We start from the raw sequence: 21,700 nt of genomic DNA, 5'->3' as shown, positions 1-21,700 counted from the left end.
GGGTCAGGCCGCCTTGGCGTAGGTGCCGACCGCCGCCAGCGCCTGGTCGAGGTCGGCCAGGATATCGTCGATATGCTCGAGGCCGATGGAGAGGCGCACGTAGCCGTCGGACACGCCCGAGGCGCGTTGGTGCTCGGGCGAGAGCTGGGCGTGCGTGGTGGTCGCCGGGTGGATGGCGAGGCTGCGGGCGTCGCCGATGTTGGCGACGTGGTAGAACAGCTTCAAGCCCTCGATGAAGCTGCGCCCGGCCTCGCGCCCTGCGGCGAGTTCGAAGCCGACGAGGCCGCCGTGCCCGCCCCGGAGGTATTTGGCGACCCGCTCGCGCGCCTTGCCGGTGTGGTGCGAGGGATGGATCACCCGCTCGATCTCGGGCCGGCCGGAGAGATAGTCTGCCACCGCCTGCGCATTGTGACTGTGGCGCTCGATGCGCAGGGCCACGGTCTCGATGCCCTGAAGGGTGAGGAAAGCGTTGAGCGGCGAGACCGCCGGGCCGAGGTCGCGCAGGAGACGGACACGGGCGCGCAGCACGTAGGCGATGGGTCCCAGCGGCTTGGCCGCCTCCGTCCAGACGGCCCCGTGATAGCTCGGGTCGGGGGTGGTCAGGGCGGGTTGGCGCTCCGGATGGGCCGACCAGTCGAACGTGCCGCCGTCGATGATCGCCCCGCCGATGGCGATGCCGTGACCGCCGAGATACTTCGTCGTCGAATAGACGACCACGGCGGCGCCGTGGTCGAACGGGCGCGCCAGAAGCGGCGTCGTGGTGTTGTCGATGATGAGGGGGATGCCGAGCGGCCGGCCGATGGCCGCGACCTCCGCGATGGGAAACACCGCGAGTTTCGGATTGGCCAGGGTCTCGCCGTAATAGGCCCGGGTGCGCGCGTCGGTGGCGCGGGCGAAGTTTTCGGGATCGGCGGGGTCGACGAAACGAACCTCGATGCCCTGCTCGGCCAGGGTGTTGGCGAACAGGTTCCAGGTGCCGCCGTAGAGATCGGTGGAGGAGACGATGTTGTCGCCGGCCCGCGCGAGGTTCTGAACCGACAGCGCCGAGGCCGCCTGCCCCGAAGCGACGGCCAGTGCCGCGGCACCGCCTTCCAGGGCCGCGAGACGCTGTTCGAGCACATCGACGGTCGGGTTGTTGACCCGGGTGTAGATGTTTCCGAACTCTTTGAGAGCGAACAGGCTCTCGGCGTGGCCGGTGTCGCGGAACTGGTAGGACGTGGTCTGGTGGATCGGCACCGCGACGGAGCCCGTCGTGGGATCGGCACGCCATCCGGCATGGAGCGCGAGGGTCTCGGGATGCGAGGAAGCGTGTGGGCTCGGCATGATGGGATTCCTGCAGGGCATTCGACGAATGCGTCGCCTTCCCACGGAACGAACGAATTTCGATCCAGTAAGGCCAGAGCAATTCGTTCGGTCGGATGATTATCCCAGCGCCTGTCGTCACGATCATTTGCTGAGCTGCCTGATGATGAAGCAACGCAGCCCGTAGTCAATGAAACGGTCTTTTGAAGAATCCTATTCTGCGACGAAAATATTCGCGATCATGCGCCGCACGGGGGACGGAACGTTTGTCGCGTCCCGGGGAACCCATCCAAAAAGGAGCACGCAGGTATTTCCATACGTCGGAAAGGCGCCGATAGTCCGTGCCTTGACGTGGGCGCCGTTGGCGTGGCGCCATCGATTTTTCGCTGATTACAGTCGCTTCGCGCCACGCGTTCGGCCCGGTTCCGGACGCATGGCAACGAAGGAGCGTGGCGAAGGCATAGGGTATCGGACGCACGGGCATGAACGACGGCGCGATTCTTCTCCTGACCGATCGGCCCGATCGTAGTGCGGCCCTGGAGACGATTCTCAATACAGTGGGGCGTTGCGAAGTCCTGGCCGGAGACGGGAAGCTTTCGCTCGGCACCCGGCCCATCGCCATCGTGGCCGACCTCACCCTGACCCGCCGTGAATCCGTCGGACGTCTGCGTGCGGTGCTGCCGGTGGGCCAGGCCACGCCGCAGATCGTGAGCCAGGCTGCAAATCCGGTCGCCGGCCGCGTCGTTCGCATCCCGGTGATCTGCCTGATGCGCTCGACGTCCGATCAGGACTTGCGGCAGGCCCGCGACCTCGGCGCCACGGTCTGCCTGCCGGCCTATACGGCGCCGCACCTCGTCGCCCAGGTGATCCGGGATCAGGTCTCCGCGCGCGGCGAGACCGCGAGCGGCGTGTCGGGCCAGGGAATCGTGCGCGCCACCGAGGCGCTCACCGGCCTGTTCGCAGCGGCCCGCGAGGGCGGCGACATGGCGCTCGGCGTCGTCGAGGCGGGTCTGACGCCGATCCTGGCAGCGGTGCGCGAAGGCGGGCTGACCCAGTGGCTCGACACCGTCTGGACCCACGACGACGCCACCTACCAGCACTGCCTGCTGGTTGCCGGCGTCTCGGCCCAGTTCGTCAATTTTCTGCAGTTCCGCGAGCAGGACCGGCAGCACTTCGTCCGGGCAGCCCTGCTGCACGATCTCGGCAAGGCCCGGATCCCGCAGGCGATCCTCAACAAGCCGGGCCGCCTCGACGCCGACGAGATGGCGATCATGCGCACCCACCCGGTGATCGGCTACGAGATTCTGCGCGACAGCGGCTGCGACGCCGCGACTCTGAGCGCCGTACGCCATCACCATGAGATGCTGGACGGATCCGGCTATCCCGACGGCCTCGCCGGATCGGCGATCGGCGACACCGTGCGGCTCCTCACCATCTGCGACATCTACGCGGCCCTGACCGAGCGGCGCTCCTACAAGCCGCCGATGCCCATGCGCGACGCCCTCGCGGTCCTCGAGAGCATGGATACCAAGCTCGAAGCCGGCCTCGTGCGGTGCTTCGGTGATGCCATGTCGGCCACGACAGCATGACGGCGACGATGGATGACGGCTGTGCAGCGATCGCGCACGGGACAGGCCCTCGGGCCGCGCGGTTGTCGTGGGACGCGATGGCGATGATCCGCCTGCCGCTGTCGAAGTCGGCCATCGCGGAGGCCGCCCCCCGGCATCGGCTCGATCGCCGTGGCTGCACGGACGCCGTCGGAGAATCTGGCGCACTGGCGACCCGTCGGGACCGTGGCGCTGGCGGCGGCTCGTCCGATGCGGGCGCTGGCCGGCTACGCGATCCGGCCCTTCCGGTGGGTCGGAACGCCGACGGCCCGATACGGCAGGCCCCGGGCCGAAATCGCCCGGAGCCTGCCGTCACACGTCACGGGGGTGGGGCGAACCCCATGAGCCTCAGGGCTGGAGGACGCCGTTGATCACGTGGATCACGCCGTTCGACTGCATCACGTTGGCGACGGTGACCGTGGCGGTGCTGCCCTTGGCATCGGTCACGTAGACCTTCTTGCCCTTGGATTGGACGACCAGGGGCTCACCCTGGACGGTCTTGAGCTGGGCTTCGCCACCGCCATCCTTCGCGAGCTTCATCAGGTCCTTGGCGGTGTAGGTGCCGGGGACCACGTGGTAGGTGAGGATCTTGGTGAGGGTGGCCTTGTTCTCGGGCTTCACCAGGGTCTCGACGGTGCCGGCGGGCAGCTTGGCGAACGCGGCGTTGGTGGGGGCGAACACCGTGAACGGGCCGGGACCCGACAGGGTCTCGACGAGGCCGGCGGCCTTCACGGCGGCGACCAGGGTGGTGTGGTCCTTCGAGTTGACGGCGTTCTCGACGATGGTCTTCGAGGCGTACATCGGCGCGCCGCCGACCATCGGGTTCTTGGCGAGGGCGGCGGCCGGGAGGGCGGCGCCGATGGCGAGGCTGAGGCCGAGGGCGGCGAGCTTGGAGGCCAGCGGGCGGCGGGCGGTGAGGTTATGCATCGGATTCTTGTCTCCTCTGATGTCCCGAGCGGGGCAATCGAGGTGACTTACGGCGCGTTTGGAGAGAAAGTTTCAGGAATGATCTGTTAGACGATCCGCTCGCCCGGTCGGTCCTCCCGTGGGGATCGCCAAGACTTGCGAGAAGGACTTGCGAGAAAGCCAGCGCCTCGGGCGCCAAGGCTTCGAGACCGAGCAGGGAGAAGAGCGATGGGACGTTCGGTGGCGGTGCCGTGTGACTGACGATGTTCTGCTTCAGACGCGACTGACAGCCATCGCGGCCGGTGACGAGACGGCGCTGAAGGCGCTCTATGACGAGACGGGAGCGAAACTCTTCGGCCTCGTCCTGCGTATCGTCCGTAGTCGTGAAGCGGCCGAGGACGTGCTTCAGGATGTCTATCTCCGGATCTGGCAGAAGGCCGAGACCTACGCGCCCGCAGCCGGCCGGCCGATCACTTGGATGTGTGCCATCGCCCGCAACAGGGCCATCGATGTGGTGCGCGCCCGCAAGGAGACTCCTCTGGCGGATCTCGTCGACGGCGAGGATTGGATGAATCAGGTGCCCGACCCGCACGACGGCGAGAGCGATGTTCTGGATCGCGGTGCCCTGGCCCTGTGCCTCGGCCGCTTCGACGCCGTGCACCGGCAATGCCTCGTGTTGGCCTATTGCGAAGGGTTCTCCCGCGAGGAACTGGCGGCGCGGTTCGATCGACCGGTGAACACCATCAAGACGTGGCTCCACCGCGGACTGGCGAGCCTGCGCTCGTGCCTGGACGCCAACGCATGACCGGCGATCCCTTCGATACCGAGGATTCCTTCGGCGCCGGCTCGCCCGACCGCGACATACAGGCCGCAGAGTATGTGCTCGGCACCCTGCCGCAGGCCGAACGCACGGCCTTCGCCCGTGCCCTGGCGACGGATGCGAACCTGCAGGCCGCCGTCGCCAACTGGCAGACGCGCCTGGCGCCCCTCGCGGAGACCGTACCCGAGGTCGCGCCGCCGGCGGGAACCTGGCTGCGGATCCGGGCGGCGCTGAGGCCAACCGGGGACGATCCCCGCGTCGAGAGCCTGACCCGTGGTCTGCGGCGATGGCGCCTGGGAGCGCTCGGCGCGTCGGCCCTGGCCGCCGGTCTCGCCTTGGCGCTGGGCCTCGGCCGCTTCCTGCCGCCCGACCCGGATACGGGCCAGTACGTCGCCGTGGTCAATCGGGGCGGCGAATTGCCGGCCCTGGTGGTGCGGGTCGACACGCGACGCGGCATCGCGCAGGTCCGCTCCGTTGCAGCCGACACGCCCCGCGAGAAGAGCCTGGAGCTTTGGTACATCGCTGGCGGTGGCGCACCACGCTCCCTCGGCCTTGTCGAGGCCGGGCGTGCGAGCATGGCCATGCCGGAAATCGCGCGTGGCGCCAGCCTCGAGACCGCCGTGCTGGCCGTGAGCGTCGAACCGCCCGGTGGCTCACCGAGCGGGGCACCGACGGGACCGGTGGTCTATTCGGGCAAGCTTCTGCGGGACTGAATCGCCCGACGGCAGGCCGGATCCCTCGCCCCTCGGCGACCGCCCGTTGCGGCCGTCCAGTTGTCCACGTTCCACAAGGGTTCCTGGCGGTCGACGGTCGCGAGGAGCTCTTCGATGGGCTTCGACAGCATGGCCTCGAGACGAGGGCGGCATCGAAGTTCTATTCGCGGTCGAACGACAGGTCGCCGGGGCTGCAATGCTCGAGATCCCCCCGCCGGGCGAACCGAATGTTTCCGCAGCCATATCGCCGGGGCGGGTTGCCCATGTGCCCAATCGCTGGCAGGCCTCGCCGCATGAAGGTCTCCTCCGTTCCACGGCCCGTATCCGCCCTTCGTGCCGCCCTGCGGAGCGATGCCGGCGGTGGCCTCGTCCTCATGGCGAGCGCGGCCTTGGCGCTCCTCATCGCCAACTCGCCCCTCGCGTCAGCCTACTTCGGATTGCTGGCAGCCCATCTCGGGCCCTTGAGCGTGCTGCATTGGGTCAACGACGGCCTCATGGCGGTGTTCTTCCTGCTGGTCGGCCTCGAGATCAAACGTGAAGTCCTCGACGGCCGCCTGCGTACGTGGCCCGACCGGATCCTACCGGGTGTGGCGGCCCTCGGCGGCATGCTCGCGCCGGCGTTGATCTACGTGTTCGTGAATCGCGCCTCACCGGAGACCCTGCGCGGCTGGGCGATCCCGACGGCGACCGATATCGCGTTCGCCCTGGGAGTCCTGGCGCTCCTCGGGCCGCGCGTGCCGGTCTCCCTGAAGGTGTTCCTCACGGCGCTCGCCATCCTGGACGACCTCGGGGCGGTTCTCATCATCGCCGCGTTCTATACCGCCAGCCTGTCGCTGCCGATGCTGGTCGGGGCCGTGATCACCGTCGCGGCCCTGGTCGCCCTGAACCGAGCCGGGGTGAGCCGGCTCACCCCGTACCTGCTCCTCGGCGCGGTCCTGTGGGTTCTCGTTCTCGGGTCCGGCATTCACGCCACCATCGCGGGCGTGGTGCTGGCCCTGACGATCCCCTTGCGCACCAGCCCGGCCAAGCCCGACGACCCGGCATCTCCGCTGCACAAGCTGGAGCACGCCCTCCAACCCTGGTCGTCCTTCGTGGTGCTGCCGATCTTCGGCTTTGCCAATGCGGGCGTGGCGCTGGGGGGCATGTCCGCCGCGATGCTGTTGGAACCGGTGACGCTCGGCGTGGCCCTTGGGCTGTTCCTCGGCAAGCAGATCGGGGTGTTCGGCATGATCGCCGTCGCCGTCAAACTCGGCCTCGCCCCGCGTCCGGCCCATGCAGGGTGGTGGCAGCTCTACGGCTTGTCACTCCTGTGCGGCGTCGGCTTCACCATGAGCCTCTTCATCGGTCTCCTCGCCTTCGCGGACACACCCGCCCTGGAGACCGAAACCAAGATCGGCGTTCTCCTCGGCTCCGTCAGCTGCATGGTCGCCGGGGCCATCGTTCTCCTCTTCGCACCACGGCCCGGATCGACGGCCCGAAGCTGACGCTCGACGGAAACCCATGCTCGCCCAGACGTCTCCCACGGCCCCCGACGACATCGCCCACGTCATTCAGATCGCCCTCGCGCCGGCCTTTCTGCTGACGGCGCTGGCGACCCTGCTGAACGTGTTCTCGACGCGCCTCGGGCGCGTGGCCGACAAGGTCGACGCCGCGTCGTCCCACCTGCGCGGGGCCGGCCCAAACGAAGCAGGGCGGCTCGCGCAGCAATTGTCCTACCTGCGCCGACGCTCGTTCGTGCTCGATGTCGCGGTGGTGCTCGCCTCGATCGGCGGCATCATGACCGGCCTCGCCGTTCTGACCCTGTATGTCGGAGCGTTGCGCGATGCGGCCACCGCCTCGATCCTGTTCGGATGCTTCGGCGTGGCGCTGATCTGCACTGTCGCCGCCATTGCGGCCTTCCTGTCGGAAATCCTCATGGCGGGCCGTGGTGTTCGGGACGAGGTCGATCGGCAGACCCGCCACGCGACGGATCTCGAAGGCTCCGGTCCATGAGAACCGGCGTCGGCGCAAAGCCTACCGGCCGGTCTGAAACTTGAGATCGAGGGCTGCGAGCGCCAGGAGCGGCGGCGGCATCGGAACGCCGGCCTTGCGCATGGTGCGGGCCGCCGCGCGGCAGCCGGCCTGGTCGTTGCTGGCGGCTGCGGTCTCGATACCCGCCACGGTGGCGGCGTCGGGTTTCGGCGGCGGGGGCGAGGCCGCCGGTGCAGCCGCCGCCTTTGCCGATGCGTTCGCCTGGGCGAGGGCACTCTTGCGATCGCCGGGCGCCACCGTGTCGCTGGATCCCGTGGCGCCGCTCAAGCCGGATTTCTGTTGAGGCTCACCGCCACCGCCGGAGGGCTTGCCCTCGCTCTTGCCGGACGGGTTCGACACCGCCGTCGTCTGGCTCGGTGGCGTGGCGCCCTCCTGCTTCTTGGCTTCCGGCGCCGTCACGAACGCCAGCAACTCCTTGCAGAGATCGGCCGGTCCGCCTGACGCCGCCGGAGGGGCGGCGTCCTGCGCCGAGGCCGGTAACGCGAGCAGGGTCGCCGTCGTGAGGAGTGCGATGCGCGACAGGGATTTCAGCATGCTCGTTTCCTCAAACTCCTGGGACCGCGCGGGTGTCTGTCCGATGCGATTGGTCCGCCGATCCGATGGCGCGCGCGTCAGGACCGCTTCGGGTGGGAGGCCTCGCCTTCGGCCTTGCCGTGAGCGGCGTCGTTGGCCTCGCCCACCACCGGCATGCCGTTCCATTTCGGTCCAACGAGATTGATACCCGGCTCCGATACGCGCGCACCCGAGGTCGCGAAGGCCTGATAGGCGAAAGTCTGGTTGCTGGTGAGCGCGTACATGGCCAGCACGCCGAGGGCGATGGCGGCGATGACGGCGGCGGCGAAGGCTTTCATGACGTGTTCTTCCTCGTCCGTATCATTCGGCCGGCGCGGGGTGGCGTCCCGTGAGCTGCGGGCCGCTGGCCGTCTTGGCCTGTTCCTTCTCCACCCAGAGGTCGTGGTGCGCGCGGGCCCAGGCGAGATCGACCTTGCCGCTGCCCATGGCGTCGTAGGCGCCCTTCATGCCGAGCGTACCGATGTAGATGTGCGCGAGGATGCCGACGATGAAGGCGACACCGATGAGGGCGTGGATCACCTGCATGACCTGCATGCCGTTGATGTCGAGGAGCGCGAACGGGAACAGCATCATCAGGCCGGTGACACCCATGGCCGCACCGAATCCCGCGACCATCCAGAACACACCCTTCTGGCCGGCGTTGAAGCGCTCGGCATGGGGGTGGGTTTTTCCGATGAAGCCGCCGCCGGCCTTGATCCAGGCCCAATCGATCCGATTCGGGATGTTGTCCTTCACCCACACGGCGATCATGATCACCACGCCGAGCATGAACGGCCACGCGAGGTAGACGTGGCTGTACTTCGCCCATTGCGCCAGGGTGCCGAAGGCCTCCGGGCCGATGACCGGCATGAGCAGGCGCTTGCCGAAGATGTAGTTCAGGCCGGACAACGACAGGATGATGAAGCATGTGGCCGTCATCCAGTGGGCGAACCGTTCGAACGCGTTGAACCGCAGGATCTTCTTGCCCGATTCCTGGGTGTCGTCGGTGAGGATGCGTCCGCGCCACAGGAAGAACCCACCGAGCGCCGCGATCATGCCGAGGATGCCGAGCGCGCCGATCCAGGGTAGCCAGGACTCGCGAAAGGCCCGGTACTCGCGGCCCTGCGGCTGAATCAGGTTGGCGGATTTCCGGTCGGGGATGCTGACGCGGCCGGTGATCTTGTCGGCCTGCTTGAACAGGAATTCCTCGTTGACCGAATCCGCCGTGGGCTTGGCGCCCATGGGGTTCTGCCCGTCCTGGGTGATCGGGTTCTGCGCCCGTGCGGCGTCGAAGGCGCCCGGGGCGGCCAGGAGCGTCGTCGCGAGGACGAGGGTGCTGAAGAGCGTGACTGCCCGCCGCATCGGCGTTCCTTTCGAATGCTTCTCGTCGTTGAGGCCGCCGCGGGCGGCGGCCCCGGAGGGGCGATCAGATCGCCACGGTCTCGCGGTAGGCGGTCTTCCAGCCCCAGGCGCCGGAGCCGTAGCCGCGCTTGACCACGCGCTGCTTGTAGATCTCGGCGATCATCTCGCCGTCGCCGGCGAGCAACGCTTTCGTCGAGCACATTTCGGCGCACAGCGGAAGCTTGCCCTCGGCGAGGCGGTTCGAGCCGTACTTCTCGTACTCGGCCACCGAGAAATCGGCTTCTGGACCGCCCGAGCAGTAGGTGCACTTGTCCATCTTGCCGCGCGAGCCGAAGTTGCCGACGCGCGGATACTGGGGTGCGCCGAACGGGCAGGCGTAGAAGCAGTAGCCGCAGCCGATGCAGATGTCCTTGGAGTGCAGCACCACGGCGTCGGCCGTGGTGTAGAAGCAGTTCACCGGGCACACGGCGGCGCAGGGCGCGTCGGTGCAGTGCATGCACGCCATGGAGACCGAGCGCTCGCCCGGCTTGCCGTCGTTGAGGGTGACGACGCGGCGGCGGTTGATGCCCCAGGGCACCTCGTGCTCATTCTTGCACGCGGTGACGCAGGCGTTGCACTCGATGCAACGGTCGGCGTCACAGAGGAACTTCATACGGGCCATAATGGATGCGCTCCTCTCACGCGGCCTTGATCTGGCACAGGGTACACTTCGTCTCCTGCATGCCCGTCACAGGGTCGAAGCCGTAGGTGGTGACTGAGTTCGAACTCTCGCCCAGCACCACCGGGTCGGTCCCCTTCGGGTAGTAGTCGCGCATGTCCTTGCCCTCGTACCAACCCGAGAAGTGGAAGGGCATGAAGGCGACGCCCTTTCCGACGCGGTCGGTGACGAGCGCCTTCATCTTGGCCTTCGCGCTGTTCTCGGCGCCCGTCACCCAAACGAACTGACCGTCCTTGATGCCGCGCTCGGACGCATCACCGGTGTTGATCTCGACGAACATGTCCTGCTGGAGTTCGGCGAGCCACGGGTTCGAGCGGGTCTCCTCGCCGCCGCCCTCGTACTCGACGAGGCGGCCGGAGGTGAGGATGATCGGGAAGTCGCGCGCGACGTTGCGCTCCACCGCCGATTTCTGCACGGAGAAGCCGATGTTCGGCATGCGGAACTGACGCTCGTCCGGCCGGGTCGGGTACTTCGCCACGAGGTCGGGGCGCGGCGTGTAGATCGGCTCGCGGTGCACGGGCACGGGGTCGGGCAGGTTCCAGGCGTTGGCGCGGGCTTTGCCGTTGCCGAACGGGATCACGCCGTGGTCGAGGCAGACGCGCTGGATGCCGCCCGACAGGTCGGTGGCCCAACTCACGGTGTCGGGCTTCTCGCCACCGATCTTCAGGATGGTGGCGCGCTCCTCATCCGTGAGGTCCTTGTCCCATCCGAGCTTCTTGAACACCCCGAAGGTGAACTCGGGATAGCCGTCCGTGAGGTCGGAGCCCTTGGTGAAGGAATCTTCCGCCAGCAGGGTCTCGCCGTTGCGCTCGGTGCCGAAGCGCGCCCGGAAGGTGCTGCCGCCATCCTTCACGTGAAGCGATGTGTTGTAGAGGATCGCCGAACCCGGATGCCGGAGTTCCGGCTTGCCCCAGCACGGCCAGGGCAGGCCGTAATAGTCGCCGCCGACCTCCGGATCGTCCTTTGGCGCGCGCAGGGTGATGAGGTCGAACTTCGCCTGGTTGCGCATATGCGCCTTCAGGCGCTCGGGGCTCTGGCCGCAATAGCCCGTGGACCAGCCGCCGCGGTTGATCTCGCGCAGGAGATCCTCCGCCGAGGGAATGTTGTTCTCGACCTTGATGTTCTTGAACAGGGTTTCGGCGAAGCCGAGCTTGGTCGCAAGCCGGTACAGCACCTCGTAGTCGTTCTTCGACTCGAAGGCCGGTTCGACGATCTGCTCGCCCCACTGGATCGAGCGGTTCGAGGCCGTGCGCGAACCCTCCATCTCGAGGGAGGTGCAGATCGGTAGCAGGTAGGTGTTGTCCTGGCGGGCATCGAGGGCTGCGAAAGTCGTGGGGTGCGGATCAGCCACCACCAGCAACTCGAGCTTGTTCATGCCCTCCACCGCCTCGGGAAGTCGGGTGACGGTGTTGCCGCCGTGGCCGAACACCATGAAGGCCTTCAGCGGGCTGCGCTGGTCGATCTGCTCCGGCGGCAGGTTCACCGCATCGAACCACCGGGTCGAGGTAATGCCAGGCGCTTCCATGTTCTCCTTGCGCGTGCGGGCCTTGCGACCCGCCGTGGCCGGCACCTCGTCGAAGCGCGACTGCAGCCACTCGTAGGGTACGTCCCAGACGCGGGCCCAATGGCGCCATCCGCCCTCGACGAGGCCGTAATAGAGCGGCAGCGACGTGACATCGAGGCCCAGATCTGTGGCGCCCTGCACGTTGGTGTGACCGCGGAAGATGTTGGCGCCGGTGCCCGGCTTGCCGACGTTGCCGGTGGCGAGACACAGGATGCAGAGCGCGCGCACGTTGGCGGTGCCCACCGTATGCTGGGTCGCGCCCATGCACCAGATCAGGGTGGCGGGCTTCTCCTTGGCGAATTTCTCCGCCACCCGGCGCAACTGCTCGCCGGGCACGCCGGAGACGCGCTCGACCTCCTCGGGCGTCCATTTGGCGACTTCCTTACGGACGTCGTCCATGGCGTAGACGCGCTGGGCGATGAACTCCTTGTCCTCCCAGCCATTCTGGAAGACGTGCCAGAGGATGCCCCAGACGACCGGGATGTCCGTGCCCGAACGGATGCGGACGTACTCGGTGGCGTGGGCGGCCGTGCGGGTGAAGCGCGGATCGATGACGATCATGTTCGCGCGGTTGATCTCCTTGCCGGACAGCACGTGCTGCATGGAGACAGGGTGAGCCTCGGCCGGATTGCCGCCGAGGATGATCATCGTCTTGGCGTTGCGGATGTCGTTGTACGAGTTGGTCTGGGCGCCGTAGCCCCAGGTGTTGGCCACCCCCGCCACCGTGGTCGAGTGGCAGATGCGCGCCTGGTGGTCGACGGAGTTGGTCCCCCAGAATGCGCCGAACTTGCGCATGAGGTAGGCGGCTTCGTTGGTGAACTTGGCCGAGCCGAGCCAGTAGACCGAGTCGGCGCCGTTCTTCTCACGGATCGCCGCGAGCTTGTCGCCGATCTCGTCGATGGCCTGGTCCCACGAGATGCGCTGCCACTGGCCGGCAACGAGCTTCATGGGGTATTTCAGGCGGCGATCGGAGGAGACGAGTTCGCGAATGGCCGCGCCCTTGGCGCAGTGCGTGCCGCGGTTGATCGGGCTCGCGTAGGACGGCTCCTGACCGACCCAGACGCCGTTGACCACTTCGGCCGTCACCGTGCAGCCCACCGAACAGTGGGTGCAGACGTTCTTCTTGATGACGGTCTCGGGGCCGACCGCCGAGGAGCCGGCGGCGCGGGCCTGCCGCACGGAGCCGAGCTGGAGCGAGCCTGCCGCCGCGAGCGCGCCAGCGGCGAGACCGGATTTCTGCAGGAACCCGCGGCGGTCGAGCATGCCGGAGGCGAGGCCGGCGGCCACGGCCTGATGCTTGGTGCGGCTCGCCGCGCCGCTCTTACGCTTCGTCAGCATGGCTGCCTCACTTCTTGCCGGCGTCGTTGGTGCTGTTCTTCAGCGTCTCGTACCCGTTGGTCCGGTAGAACGCCTTCACGTGGTCGGTGAGCCGGTAGCGCCCCTTGGTCTCGTCCTGGCCGGGGTCGTAGGCCTGGGCGTCCGTCGCCGTCATGGGCGTCGCCGAGACACCGACGGCGGCCGCGACCGTTCCGCCGCCGAGCGCGCGGAAGAACTGGCGACGACCGAGCCGGTCCTTCTGGTCTTTCGGATCCTGTCGCATGGTCGACACTCCTCAAACGGCGGGGGATGCGCCGTCGGCGCGATCCATTGAATTCGGATGGCGGGGGGTCATGCGTCCATCGCGAAGGCCTGCGCCTCCACCTCGATGAAGGCACGACCCAATCCACCGACGGTCCGATAGAAGCGCGCGGCCTTCGCCCGCTCCAGATCGGCGAAGAAACGCCCGGCCCAGGGCTCCAGATGCCTCGTGAAAAAGTCTCGCGCGGCGTCGGGTGCCGCGTCGAACCGACCGGCCACGAGCCCGGCCATGCAATCGAGGAGGATCGCGAGGTGATCCTCGGGCTCGGTCATCGCCGTATCCCGCTCGATCCCGAGACTCCGCAGATCCTCACGCACCCGAGCGAGGGGCCGTTCGTTGAGGAAGCCGGTGAGGTAGTAGGACGCGTAGGGCAGGAGCTCGCCGCGACCGACCCCGACGAAAAGGTCGTGATATTCGCGTGCCACCGTTTCCGGGACCACCTCGCGGCTGGCGCGCGCCAGAACCTCGACGGGCTGGCCGAGCAGACTGTCCCCGCCCCGAAGTCGCCCGAGGGTTTCGAGCACGGCCCGGTCCGGCGCATGCCCGAGGAGAACGGCGAGAAGATCGTAGTGCTGGGCGCGCCCATGATCGACGTCGTCGACGGTCGCGCTCATCGGAGCGTGACCGTTCTGACGCCCTTCGTCCGCGTGCTCGTTGGCCCCTGCGACGGAACGCATCCCACTCTCGAACCTGAACCTTGCGACCTTGAACCCGGGACGATCCCGATCTGCGTGACCTTCACGGAACGTCCGCTGCGCCATGGCGCGAGCCGACGGTATCCGGGTGTTTCGCTCAGCACCGTAAGCCGGGATCGTACTTTGGAGCTACGATAAAAAGCGTTCGAGACTGGCGCAATCCCGATTCCACAGCTCAGCTTGGCCTAGCACCGCCATGGCGTCGCAGGCGCGATACTGAAACTGTATTGATCGATGTTGCGCGTGCTGGTTCCGGGGAATTCGCAGGAGCGGTACTGTCCATCGGTTTCGCCAGGAGCTTCGACGCGTCCGACGCCTCGGCGACCGGCTGCCCTTCGGAAGCAGCGCTCTCGAAAGTCTCGCTTTCGGCATCGGCCTGCGGTGCCGGTTCCACCCGGCTCGTGTCGGCGGCGAGCGGTTCGGATGGATCGCGGTTGAACAGCCGGCCGAGCATGGCCTTCACGTCGTCAACGGGCAGGAGCGGGCCGAGGCCCGGCACGCCGCCGGGCGTATTCCAATCGTAGGCATATTCCCGCGCTTCGCTGACGAAGTCGCGGATGGCGGGATCGACGGACCACATCTTTCGAAGCGCGGCGTTGCGCATGGCCGAGGGTACGCCGGCACGCAGGAACGGCGTCAGGTCCGTCTCCGCCGTGAGGTCCGCGAGGGAGGGCAAATCGGCTAGGAGGTCGCGTTCCGCCTCGGCGGCCGCATCCGACGCGACGGTCTCGTCCGCCGGGGTGGGGGGATGGTCGACGAAGTCCTCCGCAACCGGCGGGATCTCCGCCCGCTCGCTGAGGCGAACGTCGCGCTTGCGCCGAGCCCAGCGCGACAGGAAGCCGTCGCTCATGACCGTCTCCCCTTGCGGCCGGCTCCGGTGCCGGAACCGCCGGCCTGCCGGGCCAGGGCTTCGGGGTCGGCCCGGTCTCGTTTGCGCTTCTCGAACACGCGCTCGATGTGGTGCGCTTCGAAGAAGGCGAGGAGCTTGGCTTGCAGATCGGGCGGCATCGGCACCGCCTCGACCACCTCGCCGATGCCCTCGGCCATGGATTCGCCCTCGTAGGGGTCGGCCGTGACGGTGGCGACCTCGTAATCCCCCTCGCCGAGCTTGCGCAGGGCGACCCAGAGGGAGGGGCGTCCGGACACGAGATTGTCGCGGTAATGCGCGGTCTCGGCCGGGTGCAGATGAACGTCGTAGGCACCCGCATAATAGGTGCCCTCGTCCTCGGTGCCCGAGAGGCGCGTCCCCGGCGGCGCGGCGGGGGCCGCCGGCAGGATCGCGACGGGGAGCCAGGCGTGGGTCGCCCACGGCCCTTTCAGGCGACGCTTCTCCACGACGACACCGACTTCGAAGTGATTGTCGGGGGGGGAGTCGGACATGGGGAGGTTCCTCAAGCCGCCGGGGAGGCAGCACGCAGGGGCAGGCCGGCGACGATGTTCTGCGGCTTCATCTGGACCTGGTTCGTCGTTGTGCCCGCGAGGATCAGGTAGACCGGTCTGTCGCCGACCTTCGGGTCGACCTGGCCCGTGTCGGCGAAAACGAGCCGGAAGAGTGCGATCACCCGCTCCTGCGTCGTGGAATCGACGGTCTCGCCCCGCCAGAGCGCGTTGCCGATGCGCGTGCCCTCCGCGTCGAGGCCGACGAACCAGCGCCAGTCCGTGTCCTCGAGCCGGTCGAGGGGGGTCACCGTGACCTCGGTGTTGAGGAGGTGACGCACGAACACCTCGATGACGCGGGCCAGACCCTCCCGGCTCCGGGGGCTCGATCCGAGATTGAGCGCCATGGAGAATGCGTCCGAGCGGCTCCAGTAGGTCCAGGCATTCTCGTCGTTCAGCACATCGAGCTCGTTGGCGGCTTCCTTGCCGAGCATCGCCACGAGGGGGGAGAGCGGGGCGGAGCCCTCGCGCGCCTCGATCACCTCGGCATCGGCGAGGAGCACGGCGCCCTCGTGCCGGCTCACCCGCTGGGTGCGGAAGAACAGTTCGGCCGCCCGCAGGACGTAGGGATCGTCGCACGAATCCAGCGCATTGCGCAGGATGAGGTGCACGAGTTGGTTGAGGAACAGGGACGGCGTGCCCTGCAGGCCCTCGCGCACGAGACTCAAGTAAGCCGCCTCGATGGAGCGCGCAGCGAGAAGCCGGTCGCGGAATGCCAGGAGCACCGCCCAGTTCTCCCGTGCGTCGGCATCCACGATGGCCGCCAAGGCCTCCGTGGTTACGGTGCGTCGGGGCTCGGCCAGGAGATCGGCGTGGAGCCTCCGCTCGGCGGCGCACGCTTCTTCCGGCGGGATCAATTCCGGCCGCGCCAGATAGGCGAGGATCAACTCGTCGGTGGCCCCGAGGCCGCCGCCTTCCGTGCGGCGGGTGAGATGGTGGCCGCTCGATACCCAGAACTCGGTCATTCCTGGCAACGGCCCCTGTTGGCTGCGTGCGGCATCATGGCTCCGTCCGGTCGCGTCGCGCGAGACCGACGAGGTCGGCGCGCTCCTCCGGCTCGTCCTCGTCGGTCTCGACGAAACGGAAGGCGCGGGCGCCGGCATGGAGGCGGTCCTCGCCGCCGGGCTTCTGGTGCAACGTGCGAAACGCTTCCGCGATCGCGCCGTCCGTCTCCGTGCGATGCATCGCCACGACGGTGCCGACGGGAAGGTCGCAGAGGGAGGCGGCGAAATCGATCTCGTCCCGCGCCGCCGCGAGGGCGGCCGCCTGGTCCGGTGCGCCGAGGCGTTCCCGCAGATGGTGCGCCAGGTCCGCGACGGCCTCGTCCCGCTCGGCCTCGCTCGCCTCGCTCACCACCACCAGGGTCGAGAACCCGAACGAGCGCACCCCGAGGAACCCCGAGCGAAAGGCGACCCGGTCCTTGCCCGTCAGGTTCGACAGATCCCGGTCCCAGAACAGGAACGAGCCGGTCACGGCCCATTCGCCGGGCTCGGCGGCGTCCGCGAACACGAAGCTGTCGGACGGGTCGAGACGCAGGGTTCGGGGCAGCTTGAGGGGGCTCACAGCCGTACCGCCCGGGTGGCGGGATCGCGCCAGACCGGCGTCGTCAGGCAGGGGGCGAGCGGCAGGCGCTCGACCGCGCCGTCATGCTCGAGGACGGCATCGCCGTTGCGGTCGATTTCCGCCCGCGCCCCGACGGCCGCCGGCATATGGGCGAGGTAGCGCGCCGCGATGCCGTCGAACCCGTCTTCCGCCCAGGTGGCGAACGCCTTCATGAGGTTTCGCGCGAAACTCTCCACCAGGGCGAGGCGGATGCCGGGCCCGAAGCCTTCCTCGTCCAGAGCCGTGGAGTCCGGAGTCAGACCAGGATCGTCGCCGTGAGGCTTCGAGACGAGCAGCATGGCGGAAAAGACCAGCCAGTCCGGAACCGCATCCTCGGCGCAGTCCCGTGGCCAGCCGAGGCGTCCGCCGCCGAGACGCGCCCCGTCGAACCTCAGTTCGTCCGGCCAGAGCAGGGTGATGGGCATCTCCGGCGGCCCGTGAGTCCCCACGGCATCGACGAGAGCCACCATGCCGAGAAGGAGGGCACGGCGGGCCGACGCGAGCGGCTCCCCGGGGGCGAGGACGACCGCGAGATCGAGGACATCCTCCCGCTCGACCAGAACCAGGGTACCGGCCGCATCGCCGCCTTCGTCCGCGGCGAGCGCACAGGCGCGCGCGAAGGCGTCATCCGTCGCCGGTGCGCGCAGGCCGGTGAAGGCCGGCGGCAGCACGAGGCGCGCCGGATCGGTCGCGGACGGGACTGTCATGGGCGCGCGTTCAATCCGGGTACTTTCGCGGGTGGGACTTCGCGGGCCGGACGGGGGCCGCGCCCGGTGCGATCAATTGGTGCGTTCGTAGTTTCGAACCGTTCGATTATATAACGGATGCGCGAGGCCCCGCGAAGGGGCCGCGCCGGTCCCCAACGCCTCAGGTTGCCCCGTGTCCGATCGTCTCGTGTTCGCCTGTTCCTGCGAGGGCACCATGCCCCTCGACGCTACCGCCATCGCGCGCGGCTGCGGCGGGACGCTGAAGACCGCCGACCAGCTCTGTGGCCGGGAACTCGACCGCTTCCGCGAAACCCTCGGCACGGGCGTCCCCGTCACCGTGTCCTGCACCCTTCAGTCGCCCCTGTTCGACGAGGTCGCCGAGGAACTGGGTGCCGAGGACCGCGTCACCTACGCCAAGATCCGCGAGACCGCCGGCTGGTCCACCGAGGCCGGTCGGGCCGGTCCCAAGATGGCGGCTCTTCTGGCCGCCGCGGCCGAGCCCGTCCCCGACGCCAGCACCGTCTCCATCGAGAGCCAGGGCGTGGCGCTCATCTACGGCCGCGACGCCGTCGCCATCGAGGCGGGACGGCGGCTTGCAGGGGATCTCGACGTCACCGTCCTGCTGACCCGGCCGGACGCCGTCGAGCCGCCGCAGCGCAACGACTTCCCGGTTCTCCAGGGCACCATCGCGGGCGCCACCGGCCGCCTCGGGGCCTTCGAACTCCGGATCGACGATTACGCCCTCCCCGCCCCGTCCTCGCGGACGCACCTCGTCTTCGGCCTGCCGCGCAACGGTGCCACCTCGACCTGCGACGTGGTCCTCGACTTGAGCGGCGGCACGCCGCTGTTTCCGGCTCACGACCTCCGCATCGGGTATATGCGCGCCGACCCGCGCGACCCGGCGGCGGTGGAACGCGCCATCACGGCGGCGGCCGATCTCGTCGGCACCTTCGACAAGACCCGGTTCGTGGATTTCCGGGCCGATCTCTGCGCGCATTCGCGCTCGCGCATCACCGGCTGCACCCGCTGCCTCGAAGTCTGCCCCACGGGCGCCATCGCGTCGGCGGGCGACACCGTGGCCATCGATCCCGCCGTCTGCGCCGGCTGCGGCAACTGCGCGGCCGTCTGCCCGACGGGGGCGGCCGCCTACGCCGTGCCGCCCGCGGATGCCCTGATGCGACGCCTGCGCGGCCTGATGCTTGCCTACTCCGAGGCCGGCGGCCAGGACGCGACGATCCTGTTCCACGACGGCGATCACGGCGAGCCGCTCATCGATGCCCTGGCCAGCCACGGTGACGGCCTGCCCGCCCGCGTCCTGCCCGTGCGCCTCAATGAAATCACCCAACTCGGCCCCGAGGCGATGGCGGCGCTGTTCGCCTATGGGGCCACGGGCGTGCATGTCCTCGCCCGTGCCCGGCCCCACCACGACCTCGACAGCCTCCACCGCACGGTGGCGCTCGCCGACACCCTGGCGCAGGCCCTCGGATATGGCGGGGCGGGACCGGCCATCTCGGTGATCGAGACCGACGATCCGGACGCCCTCGGGGCGGCTCTGTCGGAAGCCCGCATCGGCGCCGCGTCGTCCCGTCCGAGCCGGTTCATGCCCGTCGGCGGCAAGCGCGAGGTGCTGCGCTTCGCCTTCCGCGAGATGTACGAGGCGGCGCCTCGCCCGACGGCCTATGTGCCCCTGGCGGCCAGTGCCCCCTTCGGCGGACTCGACTTCCGCACGGAAGATTGCACCCTCTGCCTCGCCTGTGTCGGCGCCTGCCCGACGCATGCCCTTTCGGACAGCGCCGAACGGCCGTTGCTGGCCTTCGAGGAGAGCCTGTGCGTCCAGTGCGGCCTGTGCGCGGCGACCTGCCCGGAATCGGTGATCGATCTCCGGCCCGGCCTCGACTTCGAGGCCTGGACCGCGCCGCGCCGCGTGGTGAAGGAAGAGGAGCCGTTCTGCTGCATCAGTTGCGCCAAGCCGTTCGGCACCCGCAGCACCATCGAGCGGGTCGTCGAGAAGCTGCGCGAGCGTCACTGGATGTTCTCGGGCTCCGGCGGCGCAGAGCGGATCAATGCCCTGATGATGTGCGAGGATTGCCGCGTCGAAGCGGCCCTCAACCAGGGCTTCGATCCCCATGCCGGGCCGGAGCGGACGCGCACCCGTACGACCGAGGATTACTTCCGTGAGCGGACGGAGCGGGGCGAGGCCGTTTGAGCGGGTCCGATGGACGGCTTGTCCTGGCGGCCCATGATGCCGCACGATCTCGGCGCGGTCGTCGCCCTCGCTGAGGCCCTGTTTCCGGACCATTACGAGGCACCCGAGCGCTTCGCGGAGCGCCTCCGGGCAAGCCCGACCTTTTGCCGGGTGCTGGCGCCGGAGGCCGGTGCGATCCGCGGCTATCTCATCGCCTATCCCTGGCCGCTTGGCCGCATCCCGCCCCTGAATCAAGCCTTGGAAAGCATCGCGGGCCACGATGCGATCCACGTTCATGATCTTGGGCTGCACCCGCGGGCGGCGGGCCAGGGCCATGCCCGCGCGGCCGTGGCCGATCTCGTGGCGCGCTCCGACGGTGCGGCCATCGCCCTGGTGGCGGTGAACAGGTCCGTCCCCTTCTGGCGGGCTCATGGGTTCCGTGAGGCGCCCTGCCCCCCTTCGGCGGAGAAGCTCGCGAGCTACGGGGCCGACGCCCGCTACATGGTCCGGCGGCCCTGACCGGCCCGTGTCACGGCAGGGCGGTCGCCTTTTCGAGGAACCGCACCAGGGCCGCGCGGTCGTCCGCGTCGGTGATGGTCTGCTCGGGCATGCGGGTGCCCGGCGTGTAGCGGGCCGGGCCGACCTCGAACAGGCGGGCGATGGTGGTGGTGTCCCAGACGAGGTCCATGGATTTCAGGGCATCGGAATAGCGATACCCGGGCTCGCTCGCGATGCGGCGACCGATGATGCCGGCGAGATTCGGGCCGGCCCGCGGGCCGGCCTCCGGCGTCAGGGCGTGGCAGGCGATGCAGGCGCGGAAGACTTCTGCGCCGCGATCGCCGTGAAAAGCCGCCAGGGTGTCGGCCGGGCGCGGCAAACTCAGGGCGCCGATGGGCTCGCCCGTGGTGGCGTTCCAGCGTCGGACCAGCCGGTCGCTGCCGCCCGTGACGAGTTCGTCGCCCCGCCACGCCACGGACCACACCGGCAGGCCCGGCCCGACGAGGCGGCGCAGGATGCGGCCGCTGGCGCGATCGATGAGAGCGACGGTGCCGCCCGCCGTGGCTGCGGCCAAGCGGGTCTCGTCCGGCGAGAAAGCCAGGGCTATCACCGGGTTCGGTCCGACATCGACGGCCGCCCGCTCACCGCCGTCGGGGCGCAGCAAGCGCACGATGGCATCCCCGCCCGCCACGGCGATTTCGCCGTCACGGGTCACCGCGAGGGCGTTCAGGGGCGTCGGAAGGGGGGTGACGCGCGGCGGCCCGTCCGCACTCGGCCAGATCCGCAAGGTGGCATCGTAGCCGGCGGTGGCGATCCGTCCGTCGGACAGAAAGGCGACGGCGTTGATGGGGCCCGTGTGCCCTTCGAGCACCCGCCCGGGGCCGCCGGCCAGGGGTCGGACCCGCGCCGTCCCGTCCCAGGACGCGGAGGCGATCTGGAGCCCGTCCGGCGATACCGCCAGCCCGGCCACCGGTCCGGTGTGCTCGGAGAGGACGCGCTCGGGCTCCGACCGCCCAATGCGCCACAGGGCGATGCGGCCGTCCTCCGAGGCCGTGGCGAAGCCGCCGTCCGGTAGGGTTGCGACCGCGTTCACCGCCCCTTCGTGGAAGCGCAGGACACTCAGCGCGGTGCCGGTCGCGATTCCCCACACGATCACCGCCTGGTCGAAACCGCCCGAAATCGCGATGTCTCCACCCGGGACCACCGCCAGCGCCCGCACCGGACCACCATGGCCGCGCATCTGCGCCAGGGCCGGAAGAGTCGCCAGCGACACGGCCAACAGGCCGAACATTCCAAGGACGGATCGCATGACGCGCAGGGGCCGCATGGCTCTCGGTTCCAACGGGCCGGCTCCCCGCCGGT

At 68.9% G+C, this 21,700-nt stretch carries 22 protein-coding genes; 7 read left to right on the top strand and 15 right to left on the bottom strand.

What is annotated here, in order from left to right; translation table 11 throughout:
- Positions 1-3: 3 nt before the first annotated feature.
- Positions 4-1,323, bottom strand: coding sequence for a PLP-dependent transferase (locus ASF27_RS05660; protein WP_156467456.1), 1,320 nt, complete (start codon positions 1,321-1,323; stop codon positions 4-6).
- A 461-nt stretch (positions 1,324-1,784) separates the two neighbouring features.
- On the opposite strand from ASF27_RS05660, the gene ASF27_RS05655 reads away from it, so the two are divergent.
- On the top strand, positions 1,785-2,891 hold the full coding sequence (locus ASF27_RS05655) for an HD domain-containing phosphohydrolase (protein WP_056358407.1): 1,107 nt from the start codon (positions 1,785-1,787) through the stop codon (positions 2,889-2,891).
- A gap of 366 nt (positions 2,892-3,257) precedes the next feature.
- Here the strand turns inward: ASF27_RS05655 and ASF27_RS05650 are convergent, their stop codons facing one another.
- Positions 3,258-3,836: a fasciclin domain-containing protein gene (locus tag ASF27_RS05650; RefSeq protein WP_056167212.1), complete on the bottom strand. Its 579-nt coding sequence runs from the start codon at positions 3,834-3,836 to the stop codon at positions 3,258-3,260.
- A 232-nt stretch (positions 3,837-4,068) separates the two neighbouring features.
- On the opposite strand from ASF27_RS05650, the gene ASF27_RS05645 reads away from it, so the two are divergent.
- The 4 genes from ASF27_RS05645 to ASF27_RS05630 all read left to right on the top strand — a co-directional run bounded on the left by ASF27_RS05645 (position 4,069) and on the right by ASF27_RS05630 (position 7,340).
- Positions 4,069-4,620, top strand: a complete 552-nt coding sequence (locus ASF27_RS05645; RefSeq protein WP_056267413.1) for a sigma-70 family RNA polymerase sigma factor — start codon at positions 4,069-4,071, stop codon at positions 4,618-4,620.
- The gene (locus ASF27_RS05640; RefSeq protein WP_056358405.1) at positions 4,617-5,348 is read left to right on the top strand and encodes an anti-sigma factor; all 732 of its coding nucleotides are present in this window, start codon (positions 4,617-4,619) and stop codon (positions 5,346-5,348) included. The genes ASF27_RS05645 and ASF27_RS05640 overlap by 4 nt, the downstream gene beginning before the upstream one ends.
- Positions 5,349-5,641: 293 nt before the next feature.
- Positions 5,642-6,832: a Na+/H+ antiporter NhaA gene (nhaA, locus tag ASF27_RS05635; RefSeq protein WP_056358402.1), complete on the top strand. Its 1,191-nt coding sequence runs from the start codon at positions 5,642-5,644 to the stop codon at positions 6,830-6,832.
- A 16-nt stretch (positions 6,833-6,848) separates the two neighbouring features.
- Positions 6,849-7,340 (top strand): DUF2721 domain-containing protein, encoded by a 492-nt coding sequence (locus ASF27_RS05630; RefSeq protein ID WP_056358399.1) that lies wholly within the window; start codon positions 6,849-6,851, stop codon positions 7,338-7,340.
- A 21-nt stretch (positions 7,341-7,361) separates the two neighbouring features.
- On the opposite strand, the gene ASF27_RS05625 is transcribed toward ASF27_RS05630, so the two are convergent.
- From ASF27_RS05625 to ASF27_RS05570, 12 genes are all read right to left on the bottom strand, one after another.
- On the bottom strand, positions 7,362-7,913 hold the full coding sequence (locus ASF27_RS05625; RefSeq protein ID WP_056167200.1) for a hypothetical protein: 552 nt from the start codon (positions 7,911-7,913) through the stop codon (positions 7,362-7,364).
- A gap of 77 nt (positions 7,914-7,990) precedes the next feature.
- A complete protein-coding gene (locus ASF27_RS05620) occupies positions 7,991-8,230 on the bottom strand; it encodes a hypothetical protein (RefSeq protein WP_056167198.1) in 240 nt (79 codons plus the stop codon).
- Positions 8,231-8,252: 22 nt separating this feature from the next.
- On the bottom strand, positions 8,253-9,293 hold the full coding sequence (locus ASF27_RS05615; protein ID WP_056167194.1) for a formate dehydrogenase subunit gamma: 1,041 nt from the start codon (positions 9,291-9,293) through the stop codon (positions 8,253-8,255).
- Between the two features lie 64 nt (positions 9,294-9,357).
- A complete protein-coding gene (gene fdh3B / locus ASF27_RS05610; RefSeq protein WP_056167191.1) occupies positions 9,358-9,954 on the bottom strand; it encodes a formate dehydrogenase FDH3 subunit beta in 597 nt (198 codons plus the stop codon).
- Between the two features lie 16 nt (positions 9,955-9,970).
- A complete protein-coding gene (locus ASF27_RS05605; protein WP_056167189.1) occupies positions 9,971-12,913 on the bottom strand; it encodes a formate dehydrogenase subunit alpha in 2,943 nt (980 codons plus the stop codon).
- Positions 12,914-12,920: 7 nt separating this feature from the next.
- Positions 12,921-13,175 (bottom strand): formate dehydrogenase, encoded by a 255-nt coding sequence (locus ASF27_RS05600; RefSeq protein WP_056167341.1) that lies wholly within the window; start codon positions 13,173-13,175, stop codon positions 12,921-12,923.
- 68 nt (positions 13,176-13,243) lie between these two features.
- Entirely contained in the window at positions 13,244-13,828 is a 585-nt protein-coding gene (locus tag ASF27_RS05595) for a molecular chaperone TorD family protein (protein WP_056358464.1), read from the bottom strand.
- A gap of 256 nt (positions 13,829-14,084) precedes the next feature.
- The gene (locus ASF27_RS05590; protein WP_056267430.1) at positions 14,085-14,759 is read right to left on the bottom strand and encodes a DUF3306 domain-containing protein; all 675 of its coding nucleotides are present in this window, start codon (positions 14,757-14,759) and stop codon (positions 14,085-14,087) included.
- The gene (locus ASF27_RS05585; protein WP_056167181.1) at positions 14,756-15,289 is read right to left on the bottom strand and encodes a DUF3305 domain-containing protein; all 534 of its coding nucleotides are present in this window, start codon (positions 15,287-15,289) and stop codon (positions 14,756-14,758) included. The genes ASF27_RS05590 and ASF27_RS05585 overlap by 4 nt, the downstream gene beginning before the upstream one ends.
- Positions 15,290-15,300: 11 nt before the next feature.
- A complete protein-coding gene (locus ASF27_RS05580; protein ID WP_056267433.1) occupies positions 15,301-16,311 on the bottom strand; it encodes a DUF6352 family protein in 1,011 nt (336 codons plus the stop codon).
- A gap of 34 nt (positions 16,312-16,345) precedes the next feature.
- The gene (locus ASF27_RS05575) at positions 16,346-16,909 is read right to left on the bottom strand and encodes a DUF6505 family protein (RefSeq protein ID WP_056358396.1); all 564 of its coding nucleotides are present in this window, start codon (positions 16,907-16,909) and stop codon (positions 16,346-16,348) included.
- Positions 16,906-17,655 (bottom strand): biotin/lipoate--protein ligase family protein, encoded by a 750-nt coding sequence (locus tag ASF27_RS05570; RefSeq protein ID WP_056267439.1) that lies wholly within the window; start codon positions 17,653-17,655, stop codon positions 16,906-16,908. The genes ASF27_RS05575 and ASF27_RS05570 overlap by 4 nt, the downstream gene beginning before the upstream one ends.
- A gap of 214 nt (positions 17,656-17,869) precedes the next feature.
- Here ASF27_RS05570 and ASF27_RS05565 point away from each other — a divergent pair, with 214 nt between their 5' ends.
- Both ASF27_RS05565 and ASF27_RS05560 read left to right on the top strand, forming a co-directional pair.
- Positions 17,870-19,861 carry a 4Fe-4S dicluster domain-containing protein gene (locus ASF27_RS05565; protein ID WP_056358461.1) on the top strand — a complete coding sequence of 664 codons (1,992 nt, stop codon included), beginning with the start codon at positions 17,870-17,872 and terminating at the stop codon, positions 19,859-19,861.
- A gap of 9 nt (positions 19,862-19,870) precedes the next feature.
- On the top strand, positions 19,871-20,359 hold the full coding sequence (locus ASF27_RS05560) for a GNAT family N-acetyltransferase (protein WP_082478838.1): 489 nt from the start codon (positions 19,871-19,873) through the stop codon (positions 20,357-20,359).
- 10 nt (positions 20,360-20,369) lie between these two features.
- Here ASF27_RS05560 and ASF27_RS05555 read toward each other — a convergent pair whose 3' ends face one another.
- Positions 20,370-21,647, bottom strand: coding sequence for a c-type cytochrome (locus tag ASF27_RS05555; protein ID WP_056358455.1), 1,278 nt, complete (start codon positions 21,645-21,647; stop codon positions 20,370-20,372).
- Positions 21,648-21,700: the final 53 nt, after the last annotated feature.

This window comes from Methylobacterium sp. Leaf102, assembly GCF_001422425.1.
In the GTDB taxonomy this organism is placed as follows: domain Bacteria; phylum Pseudomonadota; class Alphaproteobacteria; order Rhizobiales; family Beijerinckiaceae; genus Methylobacterium.
This window is presented reverse-complemented; position numbering and strand designations above follow the sequence as displayed.

Excerpts from the sequence above, each read along its gene's own strand:
- ASF27_RS05660 (WP_156467456.1), bottom strand. The coding sequence starts at position 1,323 with ATGCCGAGCCCACACGCTTCCTCGCATCCCGAGACCCTCGCGCTCCAT.
- ASF27_RS05655 (WP_056358407.1), top strand. The coding sequence starts at position 1,785 with ATGAACGACGGCGCGATTCTTCTCCTGACCGATCGGCCCGATCGTAGT.
- ASF27_RS05650 (WP_056167212.1), bottom strand. The coding sequence starts at position 3,836 with ATGCATAACCTCACCGCCCGCCGCCCGCTGGCCTCCAAGCTCGCCGCC.
- ASF27_RS05640 (WP_056358405.1), top strand. The coding sequence starts at position 4,617 with ATGACCGGCGATCCCTTCGATACCGAGGATTCCTTCGGCGCCGGCTCG.
- nhaA (WP_056358402.1), top strand. The coding sequence starts at position 5,642 with ATGAAGGTCTCCTCCGTTCCACGGCCCGTATCCGCCCTTCGTGCCGCC.
- ASF27_RS05630 (WP_056358399.1), top strand. The coding sequence starts at position 6,849 with ATGCTCGCCCAGACGTCTCCCACGGCCCCCGACGACATCGCCCACGTC.
- ASF27_RS05625 (WP_056167200.1), bottom strand. The coding sequence starts at position 7,913 with ATGCTGAAATCCCTGTCGCGCATCGCACTCCTCACGACGGCGACCCTG.
- ASF27_RS05620 (WP_056167198.1), bottom strand. The coding sequence starts at position 8,230 with ATGAAAGCCTTCGCCGCCGCCGTCATCGCCGCCATCGCCCTCGGCGTG.
- ASF27_RS05615 (WP_056167194.1), bottom strand. The coding sequence starts at position 9,293 with ATGCGGCGGGCAGTCACGCTCTTCAGCACCCTCGTCCTCGCGACGACG.
- fdh3B (WP_056167191.1), bottom strand. The coding sequence starts at position 9,954 with ATGGCCCGTATGAAGTTCCTCTGTGACGCCGACCGTTGCATCGAGTGC.
- ASF27_RS05605 (WP_056167189.1), bottom strand. The coding sequence starts at position 12,913 with ATGCTGACGAAGCGTAAGAGCGGCGCGGCGAGCCGCACCAAGCATCAG.
- ASF27_RS05600 (WP_056167341.1), bottom strand. The coding sequence starts at position 13,175 with ATGCGACAGGATCCGAAAGACCAGAAGGACCGGCTCGGTCGTCGCCAG.
- ASF27_RS05595 (WP_056358464.1), bottom strand. The coding sequence starts at position 13,828 with ATGAGCGCGACCGTCGACGACGTCGATCATGGGCGCGCCCAGCACTAC.
- ASF27_RS05590 (WP_056267430.1), bottom strand. The coding sequence starts at position 14,759 with ATGAGCGACGGCTTCCTGTCGCGCTGGGCTCGGCGCAAGCGCGACGTT.
- ASF27_RS05585 (WP_056167181.1), bottom strand. The coding sequence starts at position 15,289 with ATGTCCGACTCCCCCCCCGACAATCACTTCGAAGTCGGTGTCGTCGTG.
- ASF27_RS05580 (WP_056267433.1), bottom strand. The coding sequence starts at position 16,311 with ATGACCGAGTTCTGGGTATCGAGCGGCCACCATCTCACCCGCCGCACG.
- ASF27_RS05570 (WP_056267439.1), bottom strand. The coding sequence starts at position 17,655 with ATGACAGTCCCGTCCGCGACCGATCCGGCGCGCCTCGTGCTGCCGCCG.
- ASF27_RS05565 (WP_056358461.1), top strand. The coding sequence starts at position 17,870 with ATGCCCCTCGACGCTACCGCCATCGCGCGCGGCTGCGGCGGGACGCTG.
- ASF27_RS05560 (WP_082478838.1), top strand. The coding sequence starts at position 19,871 with ATGGACGGCTTGTCCTGGCGGCCCATGATGCCGCACGATCTCGGCGCG.
- ASF27_RS05555 (WP_056358455.1), bottom strand. The coding sequence starts at position 21,647 with ATGCGATCCGTCCTTGGAATGTTCGGCCTGTTGGCCGTGTCGCTGGCG.